This window comes from Paenibacillus brevis, assembly GCF_018919145.1.
Lineage (GTDB): Bacteria > Bacillota > Bacilli > Paenibacillales > Paenibacillaceae > Fontibacillus > Fontibacillus brevis.
Genome location: NZ_JAHLQJ010000007.1, coordinates 19,414 through 42,671, shown reverse-complemented (window position 1 = coordinate 42,671; position 23,258 = coordinate 19,414). Strand labels below are relative to the sequence as shown.

The window sequence follows — 23,258 nt, the reverse complement described above, 5'->3', positions numbered from 1 at the left end:
ATCCATGTCTAACTTAGAATTTGAAGATGTGAATTGTCTTTTGCAGCTGGAACACAGCGTTTTTCATAGCTTCTGTCTCTTCACTCATCTTCTGGATGGCCCCGATTTGCTCGTTCATTGAAGCGGATACTTGCTCTGTACCGGCAGCCGATTCTTGGGTAATCGCAGAGATATTCTGAATCGAGGACGAAATATTATGAGCGCTCTCCAGCATCGATTCACTTTCCTTGGAGAATGCGGATATTTCTTCGGATATGTATTGAACACTCTGTACAATTTCCGCGAAGATACGTTCCGATTCCATAATCATTTCATTCTGTTGACGTACTACCTCTTCGTTAATTTTAATATTATTGTCAGCCAGCTTGATATCCTGCTCAATACTGCGGACCAGATTGAATACTTCCTTCGTCGAAGCGGTAGACTCTTCAGCCAGCTTGCGGACCTCTTGAGCAACTACTGCAAAGCCGGCTCCGTGCTCGCCGGCCCGTGCGGCTTCAATCGAGGCGTTCAGAGAGAGCAGGTTGGTCTGTTCGGCGATTTCAGAAATTGTTGCGGTTATTTTCGTGATGCCTCTGGCGTTTTTGGCAAGCTCCTCAATAGACTCGGCAACCTTTCCAGTCGCTTCAATATTTTTGCGCATGCCTTCGGACTGCATGGAGACGGATTCGCGTCCTTTTTCCACAAGCTCCAGCATATCGATTGAGCGGTTGTTCATTTCTCTTGTCGAATCCGTATAATTACTAACCTTTCTTTCAATCTCTCCGATAGAGTCTTTCATGCCGCTGACATCCTCGGAGATTGAATTCGCGCCAAGCGCCAACTCGTTGGATGATTGGGCCACCTGGGTCATTACACTTGTTAATTCCTGACTTCGATCAGCAATAGATCGGGTCGAGTCCATAACCTTCTGTGTAATCTCGGAAGTCTCTTGCAAAATTTTGCGGAGCTTGTCCACCATGCTGTTAAATGCTTTGTTCAAATCCTCCATGCCACCGGACTCCATGATTCGGCTGGTAAAGTCGCCTTTTGCAATCTTGGCAGAGGCATTGGTGATGTCGCTGAAGGAGCCTAGCAAGGCGCCTTGGACGTAACGGGTAAGCGGATAGGTAAGCGCTGCCAAAACGATAATAACGATTAACCCTATTACGAGCTTACCGATCAGTGCGAATACGACAAGCACTGGTACGGCAAACAATGCAGCAACAAGGTAACAAGCGGCAGGGATCTTCTTGGCTAGAGGGAGTCTGTTGAACCATGTCATATGTATGATGCCTCCTTGAGATTAGGATATAACTACCATTGATTATAGCATCGTTCTGTGAAAGGGGATACATAAAAAATCCCGGACAACGTCGAAAGTTGTCCGGGATTTGTGTAATCCTGTCTTATCCCAGAATGACAAGGACCTGATGCACACCACCGTCGCTAATTGGCTTGATGATATTGCCCTGTACTTCTTTTCCGTCCACACTCATGCTCTTAACGCCTTTGCTGACGTGGCCCGGATTTTCAATCTTGATTACGTACGTATCGCCGCGGTAGACCCGGGTGATTTCATATCCATCCCAAGCGGAAGGAATACAAGGGTCAACCTTCAGTCCGGTAAAATCAGCCTGAATACCTAAAATGGCTTGCGTAATAGCCACATAGTTCCACGCGGCTGTACCTGTCAGCCATGAGTTTTTGGCTTCCCCATGACGAACCGCATCCTTACCTGCAATCATCTGAGAGTATACATATGGCTCCATCCGGTGAACTTCGCTAATCTCCTCAAGATATGCCGGAGCAATTTTCGAGTAAATCTCGAAGGCTCTGTCGCCGTGTCCAAGCACGGTCTCGGCAATCATAATCCAAGGATTGTTATGACAGAAGATACCGGCATTTTCCTTGTAGCCTGGCGGATACGTCGAAATTTCTCCGAGGTTCAGATAATATTTCGAGTAGGCAGGCTGTTGAAGCACGATACCATACTGGGTATCCAGTCTCTCGGCTACAGAGACCATGGCCTTGTCGGCCAATCCTTCTTCAACGCCGATGCCGGCCATCACGCAAATTCCTTGCGGCTCAATGAAAATTTGCCCTTCTTCATTCTCCTTGCTGCCGATTTTCTGCCCGTAATGGTCATAGGCGCGCAGGAACCAATCCCCGTCAAATCCATGCTCCAGCGTAATGGCACGCATGCTCTCCATATGGTCTTTCGCTTCAGCAGCCTCCTGATCCAATCCGCGCATCCGGCAAATTTCGATGAAGTCCGGGCTTACGTAGACGAACAAACCGGCGATAAACACCGACTCTGCTGTTCCGCCCGCGATATTCTCGGTAGTCTGGAACGATTCACCCGGCTCCTTGGAGAAGCAGTTCAGGTTCAGACAGTCATTCCAGTCGGCGCGGCCAATCAGCGGCAAGCCGTGAGGTCCGAGATTGTGGATGACATGATAGTAAGAGCGCTTCAAATGCTCGAACAACGTGGCCGTATTGTCCGGGTTGCTGTCGAACGGCACTTGCTCGTCGAGAATGCTGACATCGCCGGTCTCTTTGATATAAGCAGCTGTTCCGAGCACGAGCCAGAGCGGATCATCATTGAAGCCGCTGCCGACCTCGTTATTTCCTTTCTTCGTCAACGGCTGGTACTGATGGTAGGCGCTGCCGTCTTCAAATTGAGTGGCTGCAATATCAAGGATCCGTTCTCTCGCACGCTCCGGAATTTGGTGGACGAAGCCGAGCAGATCCTGGTTGGAATCCCGGAAGCCCATTCCCCGTCCGATGCCGGATTCGAAATAAGAGGCGGAGCGGGACATATTGAATGTAACCATGCACTGATACGGATTCCAAATGTTAACCATCCGGTTCAGCTTGTCATCGCCGCTGTTAATTTGATACTTGGACAGCAGACCGTCCCAGTAGGTTGCCAGCGCTTCAAGCGCACGATCCACGTCGGTATCGGTAGCGAACTGATCGATCATGGCCAGCGCAGGCTTCTTGTTAATCACGCTTGGCGCTTCCCATTTGTCTTCTTCAGGCACTTCCACATAGCCGAGGATAAATACCAGACTTTGCTCTTCGCCAGGGGCGAGGGTCAGCTTTACTTCATGAGAGCCGATGGGAGACCAGCCGCTTGCGACTGAGTTCGAGGCCTTACCTTCAACAACCACTTGAGGTTCATGAAGACCGTTGTACAGGCCTACAAAGGACTCGCGGTCCGTATCGAAGCCGTCAATCGCGCGGTTCACCGAATAGAAGGCATAATGGTTTCTGCGTTCACGGTATTCGGTCTTGTGGTAAATGACAGAGTCCTTGACTTCAACCTCGCCCGTGCTGAGATTGCGTTGGAAGTTGGTCATGTCATCCTGCGCATTCCAGAGACAGAACTCGGCAAAAGAGAAGAGGGAGACGGTTTTATTGGCGGAACTGGTATTTTTCACTGTCAAACGGTGGACCTCGCCCGTATATCCAAGTGGAATAAAGGCTAATTGCGAGACAGAGATGCCGCCTCTTTCTCCTGTAATAGAGGTATATCCCAGCCCGTGGCGGCATTCGTAGAAGTCAAGTTCGCGCTTGACCGGCATCCAGCCCGGTGTCCAGAAATCGTTGTTGTCATGGTCGCACAAATAGTAATAACGGCCGCCAGTGTCAAGCGGAATATTGTTATAGCGGTAGCGGGTGAGGCGGCGCAGACGGGCGTCGCGATAAAAGGTGTACCCGCCGGCTGTATTGGAGATCAGCCCGAAAAATTGCTCATTGCCCAGATAGTTGATCCAAGGGTAAGGTGTTTTCGGCGTGTCGATTACATACTCTTTACGGATATCATCAAAATTACCGTATTTCATCAAAATACTCTCCCTTCTTTTGTGAACGCGCGTTTATAATAGGCGGAAAAGATTGCCCCCGAAAGGGCAAGGCAAGTGGAGCCTGCTGCGGTGCGGTTACTCGTGCTCCTTAAGCTCCCTGCAGGATTCCCTAACGATCAGGGTAGTAGGGAAGCTCAGCGTGCTGAACGCCGATTCCTCTGCGTTGCATAGAGCAATGACCTTTTCTACGGCAGCCGTTGCCATCGCATGAATCGGCAGCTTGACCGAGGTAAGCTTGGGATTCATGCGGCCTGCAAGCTCTACATCGTCAAAACCGACCACAGACAGATCATCGGGGATTCGGATGTCATGCGCTGTGAAGGCCTCCATCGCTGAAATCGCCATATCATCGTTGCAGCAGAACAGGGCAGTAGGCCATATCCCGCTAACGGCAAGCCGCTCGGCCTCTTGGTAGGCGGTTTCCTTCAAGAAATCCCCCTCAAGAATGAATTCCTCCTGAAGAGGAAGCCCGTGCTTGCGCAGCGTATCTTCATAGGCGACGTAGCGTTCCCTGCCCGAAAATGTACTCATTCTTCCTTTCATGATGCCGATGCTCCGGTGGCCAAGCTCAATCAAATACTCAATAGCATGGACTGTGCCCTCATAGTCCATAGAGTTAATGACGGCTAAATGATTTTTGTTCAAGCGTTCAGCCATAATCTCGGAGATATCGTAATCGATCAGGACGAGAGGGGCCTCCTGGCCAACCATCTCACGGACCGACTCACTATCCTTCTGGGTACCGACAAGAATGCCGCCGTCGATCCGTTTCTGTTGGTAAGCCTGCTTGATTTTCTGAAAATCGCCGGGAGAATAGACGGTATGAATAAGCACATAGTAGCCCAGGGAGTTTGCCGTATCGACCACTAGATCAACGATCGGTCCGAAGTAGCTGTTCTGATAGATTCGGCTTGCATTTTCCCGTTCATTCATACTAATGGCGAACAGGCCAATCGTGTCTGTCCGCTTGCCTGCAAGGGCTCTGGCGAAGCTGTTCGGCTCATATTGATATTGCTCGATAATACGCAGCACTTTCGCTTTTGTCGCCTCAGGCACGTTGGCGTAGTTGTTGATGACCCGGGATACCGTGCTGCGGGATACTCCGGCTAATTTTGCGATATCTTCGCTGCGCAATGCTGTTCACCTCTTATAAACGCGCGTTCATAATCTTATTGTAAGGGAAGCGTTCCCTAAATTCAATTCTTTTCTTCATCCATAAAAACAGGCGCCGGAGGCGCCTGAACTAAGCTTTATTCCGAGGCAGGAGTCGTCTCCAGATAACGTTTAATCAATTCCACAGCCTTGTCTTTGTTCTCGGAGTCGAACCGGATAGTCACAATCATATCTGGCAGATACAGTGGAAGCTGCTTGGCCAGTTCGCTATCCTTTACCCGAATGCCGTAGATGTGATCCTCAGTATCCTCTTCAGATCTCCCCGTAACGATGGAGTCCTCGTGTAATAGCGGCTTGAGTTCACCGCTCGCATCTTCGTCCAGGTTCATAAACAGGCCGCTGTTAATCAGCCAGTCTAATGCGCTCTCGTCAACAATATACACGTCTGGACGCTCCGTAGAGAGCAGGGCCATCGCTTTCTGCTGAAATGCGATATCCTGGGATCCAATCACATCTCCCTCTTGCGAAGGCAGATAGACGAGCTCCACCTCTGTACGCTGCCAATCGGGCATCGTTGCTGTGAAGGCATCCTCTAGTGCGCTATCCCCGCCTTTGCTGTCATCAGACATGAAGGTGCCAAGGAACATGACGGATAAATCGAGCGGGGGAAGAGCCGCGATCCGGCGTTTCTCCTCCAAGTTGTTCATAATGGCTGTAATTCCAAAAACAACAACGATAACTGAGATGATTCCGATTATGATTTTGGTCTTATGAATTCTGAAAAAATCATTGCTTTTTTCTGCGGTGCCGGCAAATCTGCCCCATTTGGAGTAACGCTCCCGGCTAAGCTCTTCGATCTTTTTCTTTTCTTCATAGTCGATAATCGTTCTGTAGGCCTTCAGCTTGAGCTCGTACTCATCCGGTTGGTTCTCCGCAGTATGCTCAGCAGGCTTACGGGAGCGGGATTTGCGGATCAGAATATCAAATTCACGGTCCAATTCCTCCCGGGAAGCGCTCTCGGAAAGGCCCAGAATCTCATAGGCTTTTTTCAGTTCATCCATCGATCATTCGGTCTCCTTGTGTCTATATGTATTTACCTAGAATTAATTATACTGTGGATGAGCATGAATGTGAAATTTGTACACAAAGCAGGGATAGCCGCCCGGCATCCAGTGCCAGAGCGGCCTAGTAGTATCCTTATAGAGGCTTGATGACTAGATTCGGCGCATGGACAATATTTGTTCGTTCCAGTATCCCGAATCCAGCGGGCTGATCTGGACGCCGGGATCTCCCCAGGTATGAATGAATTTTCCGTCTCCGATGTACATACCGACATGACCGGGGATTTTGTCACTGGAGAATCGCCCGGGAACGGTAAAGAAGATCAGATCCCCTGCCTTAAGACTGCTTCGGGATACGGCAGAGCCTTTTTGGGCCTGATCCCGTGCGAGGCGGGGGAGGTCGACGCCGAAATGGTCATAGATATGCTGAGTAAAGGAAGAGCAATCAAAGGTTTTGGACGTCGAATAATCCGCGGCTCCGAATTCATAAGGAACACCTAAAAATCGCTTGGCATAAGACACCATCTCGCTACGGTCCGACGGAAGACCCAGGATACGGATTTGTCCGGAATCGGATTCTGCCTCGAATTCGGGCTGGCTGGAGTTGCCATGGGCCTGTTCAAGCGAAGATACGGTCACCTTGCCGGTCGGTTCATCCCGTTGAATCGAGGTTTGCAGCAAGGCCTCCGCTGAGCGCGGGCTGATATACACCCAGCCGTCATGGCGGATGGGAGCATCAGGGAGCATAACTTGCTTGCCGAAGGACAAGGCCTCCTTGCGTCCAGCTACCACCTCGAAGACCGGGTCGGTGTAGCCCATCTGAATCAGGTTCTTCCGGCTGACAAGCCGCAGATTCATCGAATCGGCCAATTGATTCATTTGCAGCCAGGTGTTCTGGGTGTTGTGTACCTCGCGCAGAGACTGTGCATTATAACCGTTCGAGGAATCACCACAGGCGTTCAATATGCCCGTTAGCAGAAATACAAGCAAGCAAAAGGCGGTTGTTTTCATGCGACTGCTGTTCATCGGTTTAGACACTCCATTTCTTAAGTGAATATTTGAAGTATGCAGAAATGTAGGGATTTTATGTATGCAATCTTGATTTTCATATCTTGAGCCGGGTGACGAAGGAAGCTATGATTTGATATAATGCGTACCAGAACAGCCTGCCTGTCCAGTTAAGGATTAGGAATGTGGTGAAGGGAGATCAAATAATGACGCAGTTCAAAGCTTATGAGACGGTATTTCACGGGGAGCCGGCGATCGGGCTTCAGGCGGGGAAATATGAAGCGATCATGTTGTCGCATGTGGGAGGGAATTTGATTGCTTTCCGTGATAACGAAAGCGGTTACCGCTTTTTGCGGGAGCCGGCTGAGTCGGAAATGGAGAGCTTCAAGAATAATCCTGGCGTGCACGGAATTCCGGTGCTCTTTCCGCCCAACCGGTATGAAGACGGCCGCTTTCCTTGGAAGGGGAAGGTTCTGAATTTTCCGGTCAATGAGACGGCGACAGGCAACCACCTGCACGGTTTCCTGCATACGGCAGCCTGGGAGGTTGAAGAATTCGGAGCTACCGGACACGAGAGCTTCGTAACGGTGAAAATAGACGTAGATGAACAGCATGCAATTTATCAATACCTGCCATTCCGTTTTACGGTCAAGCTGACCTATTCCTTGGGAGCCGATGGACTTCGGCAACATCTGTTCGTGAAGAACAATGGGAAGGAAGAGATGCCTTGCCTGCTCGCCTTCCATACAGCTGTGAATGTACCGTTCGCAAAGGGAAGCTCGTCCGAAGACTGTACTGCGAAACTGACGATCGGAAAGAGATGGGCCTTGAATGACCGGATGCTGCCGACCGGTGACTTCCAGGAGCTATCCAAGGAGGAACTGTTGCTGCAAGGAGGAGGTATTAGCCCGTTCTTCGCTGCGATGGATAATCATTACACAGCCGTACCTCAGAATGGGCGAAACCGGATGGAGCTGACGGACCGCAAAGAAGGCGTCGTGCTTGTATATGATGTGGGGACGTCATACAAGCAGTGGATGGTCTGGAATAGCGGAGCAGCAGGCGGATTCTTCTGTCCTGAGCCGCATGTGAACCTGGTGAATGCCCCGAATGTGGATTTGCCTGCCGAGGAGATCGGCCTTTTCAGTCTCAAAGCTGGTGAGATCTGGGAAGAGACATCCCGCTTCTATGTGAAGCCGGTTTAATGACAAATTAAAAGAAGCAGCCTGATGCAGCACTTGAAATGAGTGCCGCCTGGCTGCTTCTTTTAGTTGTTGCCCGCTTTCCTTAAGCAGGAATCAGCCGTTTGATCTCCTCCAGGTTACGTCTTGGAACCTGCAAGGTTTTGATTCCGTGGATTTGATCCCGGAACAAAATCTCATTCTCTCGAATCTCGGAGATTTTGGAGAGATTCACATAGCAACTGCTGCTGATGCGGTAAAACGAAGGGTCTGTGATGAGCTTGGAGACTTGTTCCGCGGAGAATCTCTTTTTTATGCTGTAATATCTGCCGTGGAAGCATACCAATCCCTGGACTCCAATCTTGAAGAAATACGTGTCGTGCGGCTCTAAATCCTCGTACACATCGAACACATGATTCTTCTCCTGTCCGACATTCATCATTCCAAATTCCCCCTTTAGAAGATGTTGTGGAAGCGCTTGCAGTATAACATATTTTTCTGGTTTTGTGTAGGGGTACAATTTTAAATTTTAATCATTTAGGGAGGGATCGCTGGACTTTTCAGGGAATATACGAAAAAATAGAGGTTGAATCAGGAGTGCAGAAGGAGGAATGTTCAGCATGAAATTAAGTCCAAATCGAACCTTGCTCATCATAGGCTCCTACGCCGATCCAGAGCAAAGCGGAGTATATGTATACGAACTGGATAAAGAACAGGAGACGTTAAACCGTTTGGATGCGGTGTCCGGGATGAAGAACCCGACTTTTGTTGGATTAGATGAAGGAAGAGGTCTTGCCTATGCCATTTCCGAAACAACCGAGGGAGGAGAACGGATCGGAGAGATTGTGTCCTTCCGGATCGATAGCGAAACAGGCAAACTTACAGAATTGACCCGAATCAAGACGCTCAAGCCTTCAACCTCACATATTGAGATTGACCATTCCGGCGAGTACGCCGCAGTCTCGGGATATCACGGGGGAAATGTCGGGTTGATCAGACTGTCAGGTACAGGGAGTGCAGGCAAATTAACTGATGAACAGCAGCATGAGGGGCAAGGAACTGATCCTGTCCGTCAGGACCGTCCTCACCCTCACTCTGCCAAATTCAGCCCGGATGACCGCTTTCTGCTGGTAGCGGATCTAGGGCTGGATCGGGTACGTAGCTATGCCGTTGAAGCTGGGGAAGGCAAGCTGGCTCCCGCTTATGATGCCGTAACTCCGCCCGGATCAGGGCCTAGGCACCTGGCCTATCATCCTGATGGGCTGCATGTGTATTCCATTAACGAAGTAGGCAACTCGATTACCACCTATGAGTATGAAGCCGAGACCGGCAAGTTGACCTCTGTGAATACAGTGTCCTCCTTGCCGGACAGCTATTCAGGTGAAAATACGACTGCCGAGATTGCAGTGTCTAACGATGGACGCTATCTTTACGGGTCCAACCGCGGGCATGACAGCATCGTGCAATTTGCCATTGACCCGGCCAGCGGGGCATTGTCCTTCGTTCAGCATGTATCGACGGAAGGGGGGCATCCCCGTCATTTTGCACTGACACCGGAGGGCGATTATTTGATTTGCGCCAACCGGGACAGCAACAATCTGACTTTATTCCGTATTGACCCGGCCAGCGGGAAGCTGACCTATACAGGCTATTTTGCTGAAGTAGCCAAGCCGGTATGCGTAAGACCTTTCAGATGATCTTTATTGATGGAAAAGCCCAGAGTTGAGTATCCCGCTCCATAACTGCTCAAACTGCGGAATATCCAGCTGCTGTGCGGCATCGGACAACGCAGTCTGCGGGTCGGGGTGCACCTCTACCATGAGGCCGTCCGCGCCCGCTGCAAGAGCCGCTTTCGCACAAGGCAGGAGGATATCCTTTCGCCCGGTGGAATGACTAATATCTACCATCACCGGCAGATGGGTCTCCTGCTTGAGCAGCGGGACGGCGGAGATATCCAGCGTGTTTCGTGTCCACTTCTCGTAAGTGCGGATGCCCCGCTCAATCAGCATGACTTTCGTATTTCCCTTCACGACGATATATTCAGCGGCGTGAACGAATTCCTCCAGCGTAGCTGCAATTCCCCGTTTAAGCAGAACGGGGATTTTGGCTTCTCCGGCTGCCTTAAGCAGCTCGAAGTTCTGCATGTTTCTCGCACCGATCTGAATGACATCGATATATTGCTCTGCCAGCTCCATATGGTCCGGATGCACAATTTCACTGATCGTGATAAGCCCGAACTCATCTGCCACTTCCTTCAGCATCTTAAGTCCCTCTACGCCCAGCCCCTGGAAGTCATAAGGGGAGGTTCTCGGCTTGAAGGCCCCGCCGCGCATGATCTTGATCCCTGCCTGCTTCAAGGCAGCCGCGACCGTGCGAAGCTGGTCATAGGATTCCACCGAGCAAGGCCCCGCGACTATAACCTGTGTGTCGCCTCCAACGCAGGTTCCCTTCAAATCAATAACCGTATTCTTTGGCTGCTTCTTGCGGCTAACCAGCAATTGCTGCTTATGGTCTTCCTCCTGAAGGTTCAGCGACGCCTTGAAAATTTCCTTAAAAAGATGTCTGATCTCGGCATCCTTGAACGGGCCGGGGTTAACCTGAGTCAGTTCTTCCAGCATAGCCCGCTCCCGTACAGGATCGAATTTCGGCACGCCTTGCTTTTCTTTGATCTCTCCGATTTCACGAACAATGCTCGCTCTTTCATTGAGCAGTCTCAGTAATTCGAAATTGATTCCGTTCAGTTGCTCCCGCAGTTGATCCAACGCTTCTGCCATTGCTTCTATCCCCTTTGCATATAGTAGTGCCGATGTACAAAAAAAGGTTGTCTCTCAAGGGACGGGGTTACCGCGGTACCACCCTTGTTAGACAACCTTTCAGTTACTCAGCTCGAGACACGGATAACGGCGTGCGGCCGGAGCTCCCTAATGGACCGATATGGACGTTCAGGGCTCGACTCGGGAGTGAACTTCGGCAGTGCGGCTCCATCGGGGTGCTCTCAATCTGCGGCACCGCCGTCCCTGTCTGGACGCATCTGCGTACTTTTCTCCGTCATGGTCATTATTGCTGTACTCATTACGTAATTTATTCGAGATTATAGTCTTATGTGCAAAGGATGGCAAGAGCTTGCTGGCAAGTGAAGCAAGGGTGAAGCTTTAACGCATTGAATTGGATGGAGGGGCCTTTAACAGATTATCCAAGGAAAAATAAGCGGTCTTGCTTGCTTTTATGAAGCTGGCTCGCGTAAGATGATTTAGTAGGCAGCAATCAAGCAAAAGTTTGACAAGGAAGCGAGTTGTTCTTAATGGCCTTCTTCAGAGAGTTATTCCAAATGCCGGGCTTTCGCCGAGTGATCGCATTGGTATTTGCCATCATTATCCTGTACTATTCCCGCAGTATGCTTAATCTGTTTCTGATTACGTTTATCCTGACTTACCTGATCAACCGTCTCCATAATTTTATTGTTCGCAATGTGAACAGACTATTCCGGATTAATTCGGTCATCGTCGTATTACTTATTTACGCCATTATGATTTCGCTTCTTGTTACGGCCATATACTATTACTTGCCTGTATTCATTACAGAGCTGACCGACCTGGTCAATCAGGTCATTTCCTTCTACGATAATCCCCCGACCAATCTGCCGGATAATATCCTGCTTAATTTCCTTGTAGATTCTTTAAAGGATATCGACTTGTCATCTTATATTGATAAAGGCTTTACCTTCCTTCTGAGTACGTTGACAAATATCGGTGAATGGAGCCTTAATCTGTTCGTGGCCATCATTCTTAGCTTATTCCTGCTTCTGGAGAAGGAAAAGGTTACGAACTTTACGTCAAAGTTCAAAGAAAGCCGTCTGTCCGGTTTGTTCCTTGAGCTGGAGTACTTTGGGAAGAAGTTTGTACATTCCTTCGGGAAGGTCATTGAGGTTCAGTTCCTGATTGCGCTTGTTAATGCAGCGCTCTCTACTACATTCCTATGGATTTTCGGTTTCCCCAATCTGATTGCATTGGCCATTATGATTTTCCTCTTGGGTCTCATCCCGGTTATGGGGGTTGTCATTTCATTAATTCCGTTATGTGCGATTGCCTTTAAGATCGGCGGACTGGTTAAAATCATCTATGTTCTGGTCATGGTCGCAGTCGTTCATGCGGTTGAAGCTTATATTTTAAACCCGAAGCTGATGTCGAACAAAACCCATCTGCCTATCTTTTATACCTTTATGATCCTGCTGGTGTCAGAGCATTTCTTCGGCGTGTGGGGACTGATTGTCGGGGTGCCGATCTTCATGTTCCTGCTGGACATTCTGGAAGTGCCGGTGAATGCTCCTGATCGCCGGGTGCTATTCAAGAAGGCATCGTCATCTCCTGAACAGGACAACGGAACGTCCTAAGCGGATGAGATACGCTCCGCGATGATGGCAGGAGCTCCCCCGAGAACTGCGGAGGAGCTCCTTTGCGTTGTTCTATTTCTGCTGCGGATCTGTCCAGTTGATCTGGTTTTGCTTGTAGTCCAGAGCAGGGTGGCCGGGTGCTGTTTGATCCCAGGTTCGGTTAATGATCCGCTTAAGTTTGCCTGGGAGGCGTTCCTTCATGCGCGCCGCCTCCTCCGCACTGAGCTTGCCTTCGGCCTGAGCCTTGGCAATATGACTGTCAGCCGATTCGGTTAGCTTCTGGACATACTGCTCCTCAGTCCACCCTTTGCTCGACTGAACGATCTCAAGCAGTGTCTTGCCTTGCTTAAGCTCTTCCACCAGCGCTTGCGGCTTGATTCCGAGCAAATCGGCGGTATCCTTCACAATATGCCCTCCGTGAACCGGGCGGTGATGGCCGTGCTTGTGAGGATGCTCCTGCTTCTTGCCGTCCTGGCTTGTCTCGGCTGCCGGCTTCCATTCGCCTGAAGCGGATACCTGTACCGCGGCGGGAGCAGCGGCGAGACTGAGAGTCACGATGGACAGGAGTGTCAGCTTGCCTAGTAAATTCATGGACTTTCTTCACCTCTTCAGTTAGAATGATTGGGTTTCATCTCTTATTGTTGACCATAATGAGCCGTTTCTTATCATTTCGGGTAAAAATAACAAGGAGCATGGACTGTAAACAGGAGGAATGAGATGTGACATTTGGTGCCAGAATGCTGAAAACGGGTTTAGCCGTGACCCTTGCTCTCTATGCGGTGAGCTGGTTCCAGTTATCTTCGCCGGTCATCGCGGCTGTTGCTGCCATATTTGCTATGCAACCTTCTATCTATAAATCCTGGAGATATTTAATGGACCAGCTTCAGACGAACACTCTGGGAGCTATCCTCGCGATGCTTGGCGGCATGATTTTCTCCAATGAGCCCATTGCGGTGGGGCTTGTATGCATCATTGTCATTATGATTTGTTTGCAGTTGAAAATGGGAGAGACGATCGGCATTACGCTGGTTACCGTTATCGCCGTGATGGAAGCTTCCGGGCAATGGGAATTTGCCCTGAACCGTTTTGCGCTCAGTCTGATCGGCATTGTCTCCGCGTTTATTATTAATCTGCTGGTGTTTCCGCCCAAGCCTCATGTCCAATACACCAATCAGATTCGCGAGACCTTTGATCATTTGTCATTGTTGCTGCGGACCGCCGTGTCTGACGAGATTAAGGAAACGGTGTTTCGCAGTGAAAAGCGTTCGCTGGAGGATCAGATTAATTCACTGGCTGACAAATACAAGCTGATGGAAGAGGATCAGAAGAAGCTAAAAAGCCCGAAGTTCAGCGATAGCCGGCAGCTGGTGGTGTACAAGCAGATGCTTAGAACCCTAAGGAAGGGCTACAATGTACTGGATGCGGTGGAAGCACATTATTTCCAGGCGCAGCGAACCCCGGAGATCAATGAAGACTTCGATGCGCACCTGGAGCGGTTGATTAAATTTCATGAGCATATCATGCTGAAATTCGATGATAAGCTGAAGCCAAACCTGCTTGAAGGCGAAAAATTCGAACAGGATAACGACCAGTTTTTACGCGGATTGCTTGACAAATACGAAGGACAGCAAGAGGATTTCCTGCGGCTTACGATCGTCTCCGCGGAAATGTATGAGTATGGATATCAGTTGGAAAGATTAAACCGGTTGGCGGACCATCGTTCAGCCGCAGATGTTAATTAAGCTCTACAACGGGGTGATCAAATGAACGTTAAGGATCAGGCTTGGCTTGAGGAACAGCAGAGAGTAGAGAGAGTGCATAGCGTAATTACTTCAAGAATAGCTATGCTGGAGCAGGAGGTTGGCTCGGTTCGCGGAGATGTTGTGGAGATGCGGAAGGATTTCTGGGATGAAGTAACCGTGAACTTCAGCGAAGCCGATGATGTCGGGGAGACCTCGACAAGTCTGCGGCAACAGTCACAGGTCTTGTCCGAACGCGAGAAGAGTCATCAGCATGCCTCAGCCGCATTGGGCAAGATGAGGAAACTGAAGCAATCCCCTTATTTTGGCCGAATTGACTTTGCCGAAGAAGGAGACGCTCCGGAAGCTGTTTATCTTGGCATTGCCTCTCTTCTCGAAGACGGTGACGAGCAGTTTCTGATTTATGACTGGCGGGCGCCAATCTCGAACTTATACTATGACAGTGTGCCTGGCCCGGCCTCTTACCAGACTCCCTCGGGACGGATTGAAGGAACGATGTCCCTTAAGCGGCAGTTTGTTATTCGCGGCAACCAGTTAAGAGTGATGTTTGATACGGGGGTTACGATCGGCGACGAACTGCTTCAGGAAGTGCTTGGACGCAGCTCGGACGCGCAAATGAAGAGCATTGTCGCAACGATCCAAAGTGAGCAGAACATGATTATTCGCAATGACAAGACCCGGATGCTAATCGTCCAGGGTGCCGCTGGCAGCGGTAAAACCTCCGCGGCCTTGCAGCGGGTAGCTTACTTGCTATACAAGCATCGGGGTAGTCTGACTGCGGATCAAATGCTGCTATTTTCCCCGAACCCGATGTTTAACAGCTATGTATCTACGGTACTTCCGGAGCTGGGAGAAGAAAATATGCTGCAAACGACATTTCAGGAGTACCTGGAACACCGGATTGGCAGGGAAGTTCAACTGGAGGACCCGTTCATTCAAATCGAATATGTGCTGTCCAATTTAGCCGATACGGATTACGCGGCGCGTGTTGAAGGCATTCAGTATAAGTCCTCCACGCACTTTCTGGAGGCGATCAACCGGTATAAACAGCTCTTGGAGCGTGAACAGATGCTGTTTAAGCCGCTTCGCTTTCAAGGCAAAGAAGTGGTTAGTGCGGCAGCCATTGCAGAGGCTTTTTACGCCTATGATCCGTCCATAAGTCTTGCGAACCGTTGCGAATTATTGAAGGAGTGGCTGCTTAAGGAGCTCGCTGCATTCGGCAAGCACGAGCAGAATGAGCCTTGGGTGGAAGAGCAGATTCAACTGCTGGACAAGGATGAATATCAGCGCTCCTTTCAGCGGATGCGGCGCAAGCAGGGACGGCGCGGTCAATCATTCAGCGATTATGAGGACGAGAAGGCGATCCTTGCGAAGATGATGATCAGCGACCGAATGAAGCCGCTTCGCAGATGGGTTAAATCCCTTCGCTTTGTGGACGTGAACCGCTTGTACCGGCAATTATTTCAAAAGCCTGAGTTGATGGCGGTGCTTAGCCCGGAGCCGCTTCCGAAGGGTTGGGAGGATATTTCCAGGCTAACTCTGCAAAAGATGGGAAATGGCGAGCTGTTTTATGAGGATGCCACTCCTTATCTATACCTCAGGGAGATGCTTCTGGGTTTCCGTTCCAATACCTCGATTCGTCATGTCATTATTGATGAAGCGCAGGATTATTCGCCCTTTCAACTGCATTTTCTGAAGCGGCTGTTCCCTAGGGCGAGGTTTACGGCATTAGGTGATTTGAATCAGGCCATCTATGCCCATGCCTCTGTACTGCAGGCCTCGGCAAGCCTGACGGAGCTGTATGGGGAGAAGGACAGCGAGTCGATCACACTGCTGCGAAGCTACCGTTCAACCCGGCAGATCGTTGATTTTACTCGTGCGATGATTCCTGGAGGAGATCAGATTATTCCGTTTAATCGGGAGGGTGAATTGCCAGTCGTCAAGCTTGTAAATAATCTTGATGACTTGCATAGACAATTGTTGTCGCAAATTGAGCACCTTCGGGGAGAAGGTTATGAATCCATTGCCGTTATCTGCAAAACGGCTGCAGAGAGCGAGCAGGCCTATGCAGCACTTGCTGATGTATTGCCAGTCAAGCTAATCAAGAAGACGACCTTGTCTTTTGAAAAGGGGATCCATATTATTCCCGCTTACTTGGCAAAGGGAGTAGAATTTGATGCGGTTCTGATTTATAACGGGTCTAATGACTGCTATACGAGAGAAGCGGAGCGGAAGCTGTTTTATACCGCCTGTACCCGGGCGATGCATCTGCTGCACATCTACTCTCTGGGAGAACCAAGCAGATTCATGCAGGAAGCGGATGAACGGCTTTACCGCATGTAAGAAATCCCGGGAATATTTTATTCTGTACCATCCACACTAGCTATGATGGATTTGTTCCTAAGCGATGAAGGGTGGTACATAAATTGAAGAACAAGAAAACCGGGGACTTGGCTGCACTGGCCTCGATTCCACTGATCATGACCTTGGGCAATTCCATGCTCATTCCGATCTTGCCGCAGATTGCCAAGGAAATTCATATATCCTCATTACAGGTTAGCTTCCTGATTACGGCCTATGCCGTTGTTGCGATCCTGCTCATTCCAATCGCAGGCTATTTCTCAGACAAGTGGGGAAGAAAAAAGATCATTATCCCCAGTCTGATTGTAGCGGGTATTGGTGGCGGGGTTGCAGGGGCTGCATCCTGGATCGGCGGCGGGGCGTCCATCTACTGGATCGTACTGGGGGGACGTGTTCTTCAAGGAATCGGAGCTGCAGGTGCGTTTCCCATTGTCCTCCCTCTCGTGGGGGATATGTTCGATGATGACAATGAGGTTAGTCATAGCTTAGGTATTATCGAGACGTCCAACACCTTTGGCAAGGTCATTAGTCCGATCCTGGGAGCGTTGCTCGGAGCCTGGGCTTGGTATGTTCCCTTTTTGTCCATTCCGATTCTGTGCGTGTTATCGCTATTGCTTGTTTTATTTTTGGTTCATGAGCCTGAACGGAAGGATTCGGGACAACCGCTGCGGGAATTTATTAGCTCCATTAAGCAGGTCTTTAAGGAAAAGGGCAGATGGCTGTACGCCATATTTGCCATCGGTGGAATCTGCATGTTTCTGCTGTTTGGCGTTTTGTTCTATTTATCCGACCAATTAGAGAAAAAGCATGGGCTTGAAGGCATTCTCAAGGGACTAGTGCTGGCTATCCCATTGGCTGCCTTGTGCCTGGCCTCGTATTTAACCGGGAAAAGGATCGGCAAAGACAAGCGCTTAATGAAATGGTGCGGGGTCGGCGGACTAGTGCTGGCCACGGGTTCTTTGTTCGGAATCAGCCTGTTCAATAATATTTACTATGTCATTGCTTGTCTGATTCTGTGCGGCGTCGGCATCGGAATTGTACTCCCAAGCTCGGACGCCTTAATTACGGAAGGAATTGAGAAAAAACTGCGCGGATCCATCACTTCAATTTACAGCAGTATGCGCTTTATCGGCGTGTCTCTTGGGCCTCCAGTCATTTCCTTATTGATAGGTTCTGGGCATATGGCCTTATTCATCGTCGTCGGGACGGTATCGCTGATCGGCGTGATTCTTCTGCTGACCCTCGTCAAACCCGAAGCCGGCGCGGGGGAATCAGGCAGAAAAGAACAGGCTGCGCGAAAGCCTGCCCATCAGCCCTGAGCTTCGGGATATGAGCTGGTCACGGTCTTGGTGATCTTTTTCCTTGACATCCCCTCCATTTATTTCCTAATATTGGGCCACTACAATACATGGAGGGAAATGATGTGACTAGGATGGGATTCTTTTTGAAAAGGATGGCTATACTGCTGCTTGCAGTTGTAGCCTTAACCGCATGCTCGGTAAAAAAGGAGGAGCCGAAGGCTGTGTCTCCCGATCTTGGCGTGACCGAGAAGGCAGGCAACTCAAAGGACTTTAATCTTGATAACCAGCCTTATCTGGGCAATCCGGATGCGCCGATCCAGATCATTGAGTTTGCGGATTATAAATGTCCTGCCTGTAAGCGTTGGAAAGATGAAGTGTTGAATCCGCTTAAAAAGAACTATATTGATAGTGGACAAGCCGTCTATTATTATGTCGATCTTCCATTTCTGGCACCTGATTCCACATTGGCCGCTTTGGCGGGAGAAACCTTGTATCAACAAGATCCCGCATACTTTTGGACATACTTCGACCTGATGATGGAGCATCAGGGGAAGAAGGATGAGGAATGGGCGAATCGGGATTTTATCATTGAACTGGTGGCCGATGAGATCCCGGAGGCAGATCTGGAGCAGTTTACGCAGGAATTGGACGAGGAGAAATACCTGCCGCAGATTAAGAAGGATGTATTGATTGCAGATGCTCACGAGGTCGGCGGAACCCCGACGGTGTTCGTCAATGGTCAGATGGTAGAGGATGTCTCGTATGAGGGAATCAAAGCTACTATAGAAGGGAAGTAAACCCGGGAACAGTGCATGAACATCGTATTCGCGATGGAATGTGCTGTTCTTTTTTAACGGGGTTTTTGTTAAGATAACATAAGGTGTAATAAGACTTGCAGGGGGGAACCGGAAAGATGAATGCAAAGCAGGCAGCAGGGTACAAAGCCGCAGAATGGGTTCAAGAAGGAATGCTTGTTGGTTTGGGGACAGGCTCTACAGCTTACTATGTGATTGAACGAATTGGCCAGCGGGTAGCAGAAGGGCTTAAGATCCAGGCTATTGCGACCTCGAAAGCGTCGGAGGAGCTGGCGGAGAAATACCGGATTCCGCTCATTAAAGCAGCGGATGTGAGTAAGCTGGATCTTGCCATTGATGGAGCGGATGAGGTTGATCCTGCCCTGGCTCTGATTAAGGGCGGAGGCGGAGCATTGCTTCGGGAGAAGCTGGTGGCTATCAACAGTGACAAGTTTATTGTCATTGCCGACCCGGGCAAGCTGGTTCCACATTTGGGCGCATTTAAGCTGCCTATTGAGATTGTTCCGTTCTGTTATGATTGGACCCTTGTCCAGCTTAAGAGCCGCTATAATATTGAGTTCCAAATGCGGACCCGTGACGGCGGGCTTTATGTGACCGATAACGGAAATTATATTGTTGATGCTTCGTTCGGTGTCATTAAGGATCCGGGAGCTCTGGATACGGAGCTTAAGCAATTGACCGGCGTAGTCGATCATGGACTGTTCGTGAATATTGCGGATGTTGTAGTTATTGGGCATGAGGACGGTACAACCGAGATTATCGAGAAGCCCTAAGCGGATGAAGAGAGAAGGAGGAGATCCCTTGCTGATACATATTAACAGCGAGCCGGTTGAACCGGCGGTTCAAGAATTGATGGAGATCGCAGCAGGGTTCGACCTGGAGCAGCAGGAAGAGATGTGGTCCCGTTACCGTTCGGGCAGGGAAGCAGAATTGTATGCTTATCAGGACAATGAAGAATGGATCGGCCTGATCGGCATTGAGATGCTGTCACCGGAACGCATGGACATTATGCATTTGGCCATTCGCCCCGAGGATCGGCTCAAAGGCTACGGCAGAGGTTTGATTTTAGAGGCGATTATCCTGAAAAAGCCTAAATTGGTCACAGCTGTAACCGATGAAGAGGGGGCTGACTTTTTCCGGAATATCGGGTTTAGCGTAACGGGCTTTTTCGCGGTGCCTGAACAGCCGGAGCTCTTCCGCTGTGTATATGAAGCTGAAGAATAAATATGCGAAAATCCTCCTCAACGTCTGAATACGACGCTTGGGGAGGATTTTTTCGTTGGCTGTTTGACTTCCTCTGATCCGGACTATGGATGAATTCCTCTCCATAAAAAGGCTACGATAGTTTCTGCGGCTTCCTGCCGAGAGGAGAACAACACTTGCTTACCGTATTGCCGTTCCCCTGCCCGAAGCATCGCGACATACAAATGAGTGACCAGGAGAGGATCCTCACAGGTGATCTCCCCGCTCCGCGCAGCACCTTCAAATCCTTCCCTCAGCGTCTCATAAAGATCATTCTCGGCAGCGATCAGCATCTGCTGCTGCTCCTCGGACAAATGGCGTTTTACTTGCTCGAACATTCCGTTCACATGCATCTTTGGGACCTTTAAATAGTTCTCCGTGATCGAAATCAACCGGCTCTGAAACGTTCCCGGCTGCTCTAGGATAGCTTGAATCCGCTCTTTTACAATCGTCAGCGTACCTGTCATGCAAGCGACGAACAGGTCCGTTTTCGCCGGATAATAGTAATAGATTGTCGCTTTGGTAACGCCGCATTTCTCGGCAACCTGATTCATAGACACAGCTTCAAATCCGTAATCCATGAAGAGTGCGGCTGCAACGTGCAAAATCTGCTCTGAAGTCGGCATGCCGTGCGGCTGCTGTACGGGTCGGCCGAGTGACTTTTTACTTGGGGTGCTCATTCTATCACCTCACACCTTGTTCTGACGAACTATTATAGCATAAGCGCAATTCAGGCAAAAAGGACCCGTAACAATAAATACAAAAAATCTTGATTTATAATTAACCTTCCGGTATATATAATTATTATGAAAAGGATCACATAGCCTTAAATGAATTGAGCAGGGATGGAGGAGAAGTTGAAATGTTATCAAGACATATTGGCCGCTGGGTTGCCGGCAAGAAGAGTAAGTGGGTGACATTGGCCTTATGGGTCATCATAGTAGGAGTTCTGAGTATGGTATGGCCAGGGGTTCATTCCATGGTACAGAACAATGCAGCCAACCTGGATGAGGGGCAGCCCTCGGTTAAGGCAGCTGCCATAGCCAAGGAGCAGTTTCCGAGTGGGAGCGGAATTCCGGCTCTGATCGTATGGAACAGGGAAGGCGGGCTTACCGAATCGGATTTCGCCGGGATTCAGAAGCTGACAGACTATTTCACCGCTAATCCTCTCGAAGCGCAAAGTGCGCTTCCTCCATTCGGGCAGCTTCCTTTGCCGGTGCTCCAGCAGCAGGCCTCAGAGGATGGAGCGGCATTCGTTCTGCCGATTTTCTTCGCGGATAGCACGGATTCCGATACCTTGAAGGCAGGGACGGAAGAAATCCGCCGCCAGGCTGAAGCTGTATTTGGCACCGATCCTTTTTCGACCGAATTAAAGAGCGGTGGATTGACAGCGCGCGTATCGGGACCGGCGGGGATTTCGATCGATGCGGTTGGACTGTTCTCCAATGCGGATGTGTCCCTGATGATAGCAACGGTACTGCTCGTCCTGATTTTGCTCTTGCTGATCTATCGGTCCCCCATTTTGGCTATTATTCCTATCATCGCGGTTGGTTTCGCTTTTGGTGCCGCCAGTCCGATTCTCGGCAAAATGGCTGAACTCGGCTGGATTACCGTAGATTCGCAGGCCGTTTCGATCATGACGGTGCTCTTATTCGGGGCAGGTACGGACTATTGTCTATTCATGATTTCAAGATATCGCCAAATTCTCCTGAAGCAACGAGATAAGATCAAAGCACTGGTGGAAGCATTCAAGGATGCTTCCGGGGCGATCGCTATGAGCGGATTTACCGTAGTTATTGCACTGCTGGTTTTATTGCTTGCCAAATATGGTGCTGTTCATCGCTTTGCGGTGCCGTTCAGCTTGTCGATTCTGATCATGGCGATTGCCAGCTTGACACTGGTGCCTGCACTATTGGCCATTCTTGGCCGGGCTTCATTTTTTCCCTTCGTTCCTCGGACGCCTGAAATGGACACGGAATACCGGAGAGCTAAAGGGAAAGCGGTACCTGCGCAGGCAAATAAAAAGGCGAAGTTCGGGGGCGCGATCGGGGCCATCGTTACTAAGCGTCCCTGGATGGTCGTAATCATCACGCTCGTCTTTCTCGGAGCTGCAGCAACGAATACTTTCCGGATCGAATACACGGTTGATCTTCTCTCCTCCTTCCCCGAGGATTCGCCGTCTCGTGAAGGCTTCGCCGTGATCGGGGAAAAGTTCACGCCGGGTGAATTGGCGCCGGTTAAAATTATGGTGGACACGGAAGGAAAGGAGGTTTCTCTGCAGCAGAGCTTGATGGGACTTCCGTATCTTGCGAAGATTTCCGAGCCAGAGCAAGGTAAGAAGAATGGAGATATTATCGCGGTCGACGTGGAGTTCAGCATGAATCCATATTCGATCGAAGCGGTGAACCATATTCCTGATTTGCGTAAGACGGCAGCGTTTGCGCTGGAAGAGGCCGGAATTTCCCCGGCGAACTCCAAGGTGTGGATCAGCGGCCAGCCTGCTATACAGTATGATACAGAGATGGTCAACAACCGCGACACCGAAGTCGTCATTCCGATCGTAATCGGTCTGATCGCCTTGCTGCTCCTCATCTACTTGAGATCGGTTGTTGCAACCTTGTATTTGATCCTGACGGTGGTGCTGTCGTATTTCTCCGCGCTCGGTCTGGGGTGGTTCTTCGTTCATGATCTTATGGGGACCGCAGCGATTCAAGGGTTGATCCCGTTGTATGCTTTCGTGTTCCTGGTTGCTTTGGGAGAAGATTATAATATATTTCTCATTTCGAGCATCTGGAAAAAGAGAAAAAGCATGCCTTTGAAAGAGGCGATTCGGGAGGGAGTGACAGAGACCGGAGGTGTGATCACATCCGCCGGATTGATCTTGGCGGGGACGTTCGCCGTGCTGGCGACTTTGCCGATTCAGGCGCTGGTGCAATTCGGAATCATCACCGCCCTTGGCGTCTTGCTCGACACGTTTGTCGTTCGGCCGTTTTTGGTTCCAGCCATTACGGTTCTTCTCGGCGACTGGGCGTTCTGGCCCGGCAAGGGTGCGAAGGAAGAACGCATTACCCGTGTGCAAGCTTAAATAGTCCGCTGGATTAACTTTCAAAGAGCCGTCTTGCACTTTATGGCAGGACGGCTCTTGCAGCATTTTGCAGGCATAGCTAGACATTTG

At 50.0% G+C, this 23,258-nt stretch carries 20 protein-coding genes; 11 read left to right on the top strand and 9 right to left on the bottom strand.

The genetic code is table 11. The features are described 5' to 3' along the window. Positions 1–13 precede the first annotated feature (13 nt). From KQJ23_RS09445 to KQJ23_RS09425, 5 genes are all read right to left on the bottom strand, one after another. Entirely contained in the window at positions 14–1,264 is a 1,251-nt protein-coding gene (locus KQJ23_RS09445; RefSeq protein WP_216478588.1) for a methyl-accepting chemotaxis protein, read from the bottom strand. A 124-nt stretch (positions 1,265–1,388) separates the two neighbouring features. Next, entirely contained in the window at positions 1,389–3,830 is a 2,442-nt protein-coding gene (locus KQJ23_RS09440) for a glycoside hydrolase family 94 protein (RefSeq protein ID WP_216478587.1), read from the bottom strand. Positions 3,831–3,926: 96 nt separating this feature from the next. Next, complete coding sequence (locus KQJ23_RS09435) at positions 3,927–4,985, bottom strand: LacI family DNA-binding transcriptional regulator (RefSeq protein ID WP_216478586.1); 1,059 nt, start codon at positions 4,983–4,985, stop codon at positions 3,927–3,929. Positions 4,986–5,101: 116 nt separating this feature from the next. Then, a complete protein-coding gene (locus tag KQJ23_RS09430; protein ID WP_216478585.1) occupies positions 5,102–6,025 on the bottom strand; it encodes a type 2 periplasmic-binding domain-containing protein in 924 nt (307 codons plus the stop codon). Positions 6,026–6,178: 153 nt separating this feature from the next. After that, positions 6,179–7,036, bottom strand: a complete 858-nt coding sequence (locus KQJ23_RS09425) for a C40 family peptidase (RefSeq protein ID WP_216478584.1) — start codon at positions 7,034–7,036, stop codon at positions 6,179–6,181. 203 nt (positions 7,037–7,239) lie between these two features. On the opposite strand from KQJ23_RS09425, the gene KQJ23_RS09420 reads away from it, so the two are divergent. After that, positions 7,240–8,238, top strand: coding sequence for an aldose 1-epimerase (locus tag KQJ23_RS09420; protein ID WP_216478583.1), 999 nt, complete (start codon positions 7,240–7,242; stop codon positions 8,236–8,238). 82 nt (positions 8,239–8,320) lie between these two features. Here KQJ23_RS09420 and KQJ23_RS09415 read toward each other — a convergent pair whose 3' ends face one another. Beyond that, positions 8,321–8,656, bottom strand: coding sequence for a LytTR family transcriptional regulator DNA-binding domain-containing protein (locus KQJ23_RS09415; protein WP_216478582.1), 336 nt, complete (start codon positions 8,654–8,656; stop codon positions 8,321–8,323). 178 nt (positions 8,657–8,834) lie between these two features. Between KQJ23_RS09415 and KQJ23_RS09410 the strand changes: the two genes are divergently transcribed. Next, the gene (locus KQJ23_RS09410; protein WP_216478581.1) at positions 8,835–9,911 is read left to right on the top strand and encodes a lactonase family protein; all 1,077 of its coding nucleotides are present in this window, start codon (positions 8,835–8,837) and stop codon (positions 9,909–9,911) included. Between the two features lie 3 nt (positions 9,912–9,914). Here the strand turns inward: KQJ23_RS09410 and KQJ23_RS09405 are convergent, their stop codons facing one another. Continuing rightward, the gene (locus KQJ23_RS09405; protein WP_216478580.1) at positions 9,915–10,988 is read right to left on the bottom strand and encodes a bifunctional 3-deoxy-7-phosphoheptulonate synthase/chorismate mutase; all 1,074 of its coding nucleotides are present in this window, start codon (positions 10,986–10,988) and stop codon (positions 9,915–9,917) included. Between the two features lie 150 nt (positions 10,989–11,138). Here KQJ23_RS09405 and KQJ23_RS09400 point away from each other — a divergent pair, with 150 nt between their 5' ends. Beyond that, complete coding sequence (locus KQJ23_RS09400) at positions 11,139–11,294, top strand: hypothetical protein (RefSeq protein WP_216478579.1); 156 nt, start codon at positions 11,139–11,141, stop codon at positions 11,292–11,294. A gap of 221 nt (positions 11,295–11,515) precedes the next feature. Further along, a complete protein-coding gene (locus KQJ23_RS09395) occupies positions 11,516–12,604 on the top strand; it encodes an AI-2E family transporter (protein WP_216478578.1) in 1,089 nt (362 codons plus the stop codon). Positions 12,605–12,676: 72 nt separating this feature from the next. On the opposite strand, the gene KQJ23_RS09390 is transcribed toward KQJ23_RS09395, so the two are convergent. Continuing rightward, positions 12,677–13,195, bottom strand: a complete 519-nt coding sequence (locus KQJ23_RS09390; RefSeq protein WP_216478577.1) for a hypothetical protein — start codon at positions 13,193–13,195, stop codon at positions 12,677–12,679. Positions 13,196–13,323: 128 nt separating this feature from the next. Between KQJ23_RS09390 and KQJ23_RS09385 the strand changes: the two genes are divergently transcribed. The 6 genes from KQJ23_RS09385 to KQJ23_RS09360 all read left to right on the top strand — a co-directional run bounded on the left by KQJ23_RS09385 (position 13,324) and on the right by KQJ23_RS09360 (position 20,065). Beyond that, entirely contained in the window at positions 13,324–14,346 is a 1,023-nt protein-coding gene (locus KQJ23_RS09385) for an FUSC family protein (RefSeq protein WP_216478576.1), read from the top strand. A gap of 21 nt (positions 14,347–14,367) precedes the next feature. Further along, positions 14,368–16,707: an RNA polymerase recycling motor HelD gene (helD, locus tag KQJ23_RS09380; RefSeq protein ID WP_216478575.1), complete on the top strand. Its 2,340-nt coding sequence runs from the start codon at positions 14,368–14,370 to the stop codon at positions 16,705–16,707. 83 nt (positions 16,708–16,790) lie between these two features. Next, positions 16,791–18,044, top strand: coding sequence for a bacillibactin exporter BcbE (gene bcbE, locus KQJ23_RS09375; protein ID WP_283571168.1), 1,254 nt, complete (start codon positions 16,791–16,793; stop codon positions 18,042–18,044). 134 nt (positions 18,045–18,178) lie between these two features. After that, the gene (locus KQJ23_RS09370) at positions 18,179–18,823 is read left to right on the top strand and encodes a DsbA family protein (RefSeq protein ID WP_216478574.1); all 645 of its coding nucleotides are present in this window, start codon (positions 18,179–18,181) and stop codon (positions 18,821–18,823) included. A 116-nt stretch (positions 18,824–18,939) separates the two neighbouring features. Then, positions 18,940–19,614 carry a ribose-5-phosphate isomerase RpiA gene (rpiA, locus tag KQJ23_RS09365; RefSeq protein ID WP_216478573.1) on the top strand — a complete coding sequence of 225 codons (675 nt, stop codon included), beginning with the start codon at positions 18,940–18,942 and terminating at the stop codon, positions 19,612–19,614. 28 nt (positions 19,615–19,642) lie between these two features. Further along, positions 19,643–20,065: a GNAT family N-acetyltransferase gene (locus KQJ23_RS09360; RefSeq protein WP_216478572.1), complete on the top strand. Its 423-nt coding sequence runs from the start codon at positions 19,643–19,645 to the stop codon at positions 20,063–20,065. An 83-nt stretch (positions 20,066–20,148) separates the two neighbouring features. On the opposite strand, the gene KQJ23_RS09355 is transcribed toward KQJ23_RS09360, so the two are convergent. Next, complete coding sequence (locus KQJ23_RS09355; protein ID WP_216478571.1) at positions 20,149–20,763, bottom strand: TetR/AcrR family transcriptional regulator; 615 nt, start codon at positions 20,761–20,763, stop codon at positions 20,149–20,151. 182 nt (positions 20,764–20,945) lie between these two features. Here KQJ23_RS09355 and KQJ23_RS09350 point away from each other — a divergent pair, with 182 nt between their 5' ends. Beyond that, complete coding sequence (locus KQJ23_RS09350) at positions 20,946–23,168, top strand: MMPL family transporter (RefSeq protein WP_216478570.1); 2,223 nt, start codon at positions 20,946–20,948, stop codon at positions 23,166–23,168. The last annotated feature ends 90 nt before the right edge of the window (positions 23,169–23,258 follow it).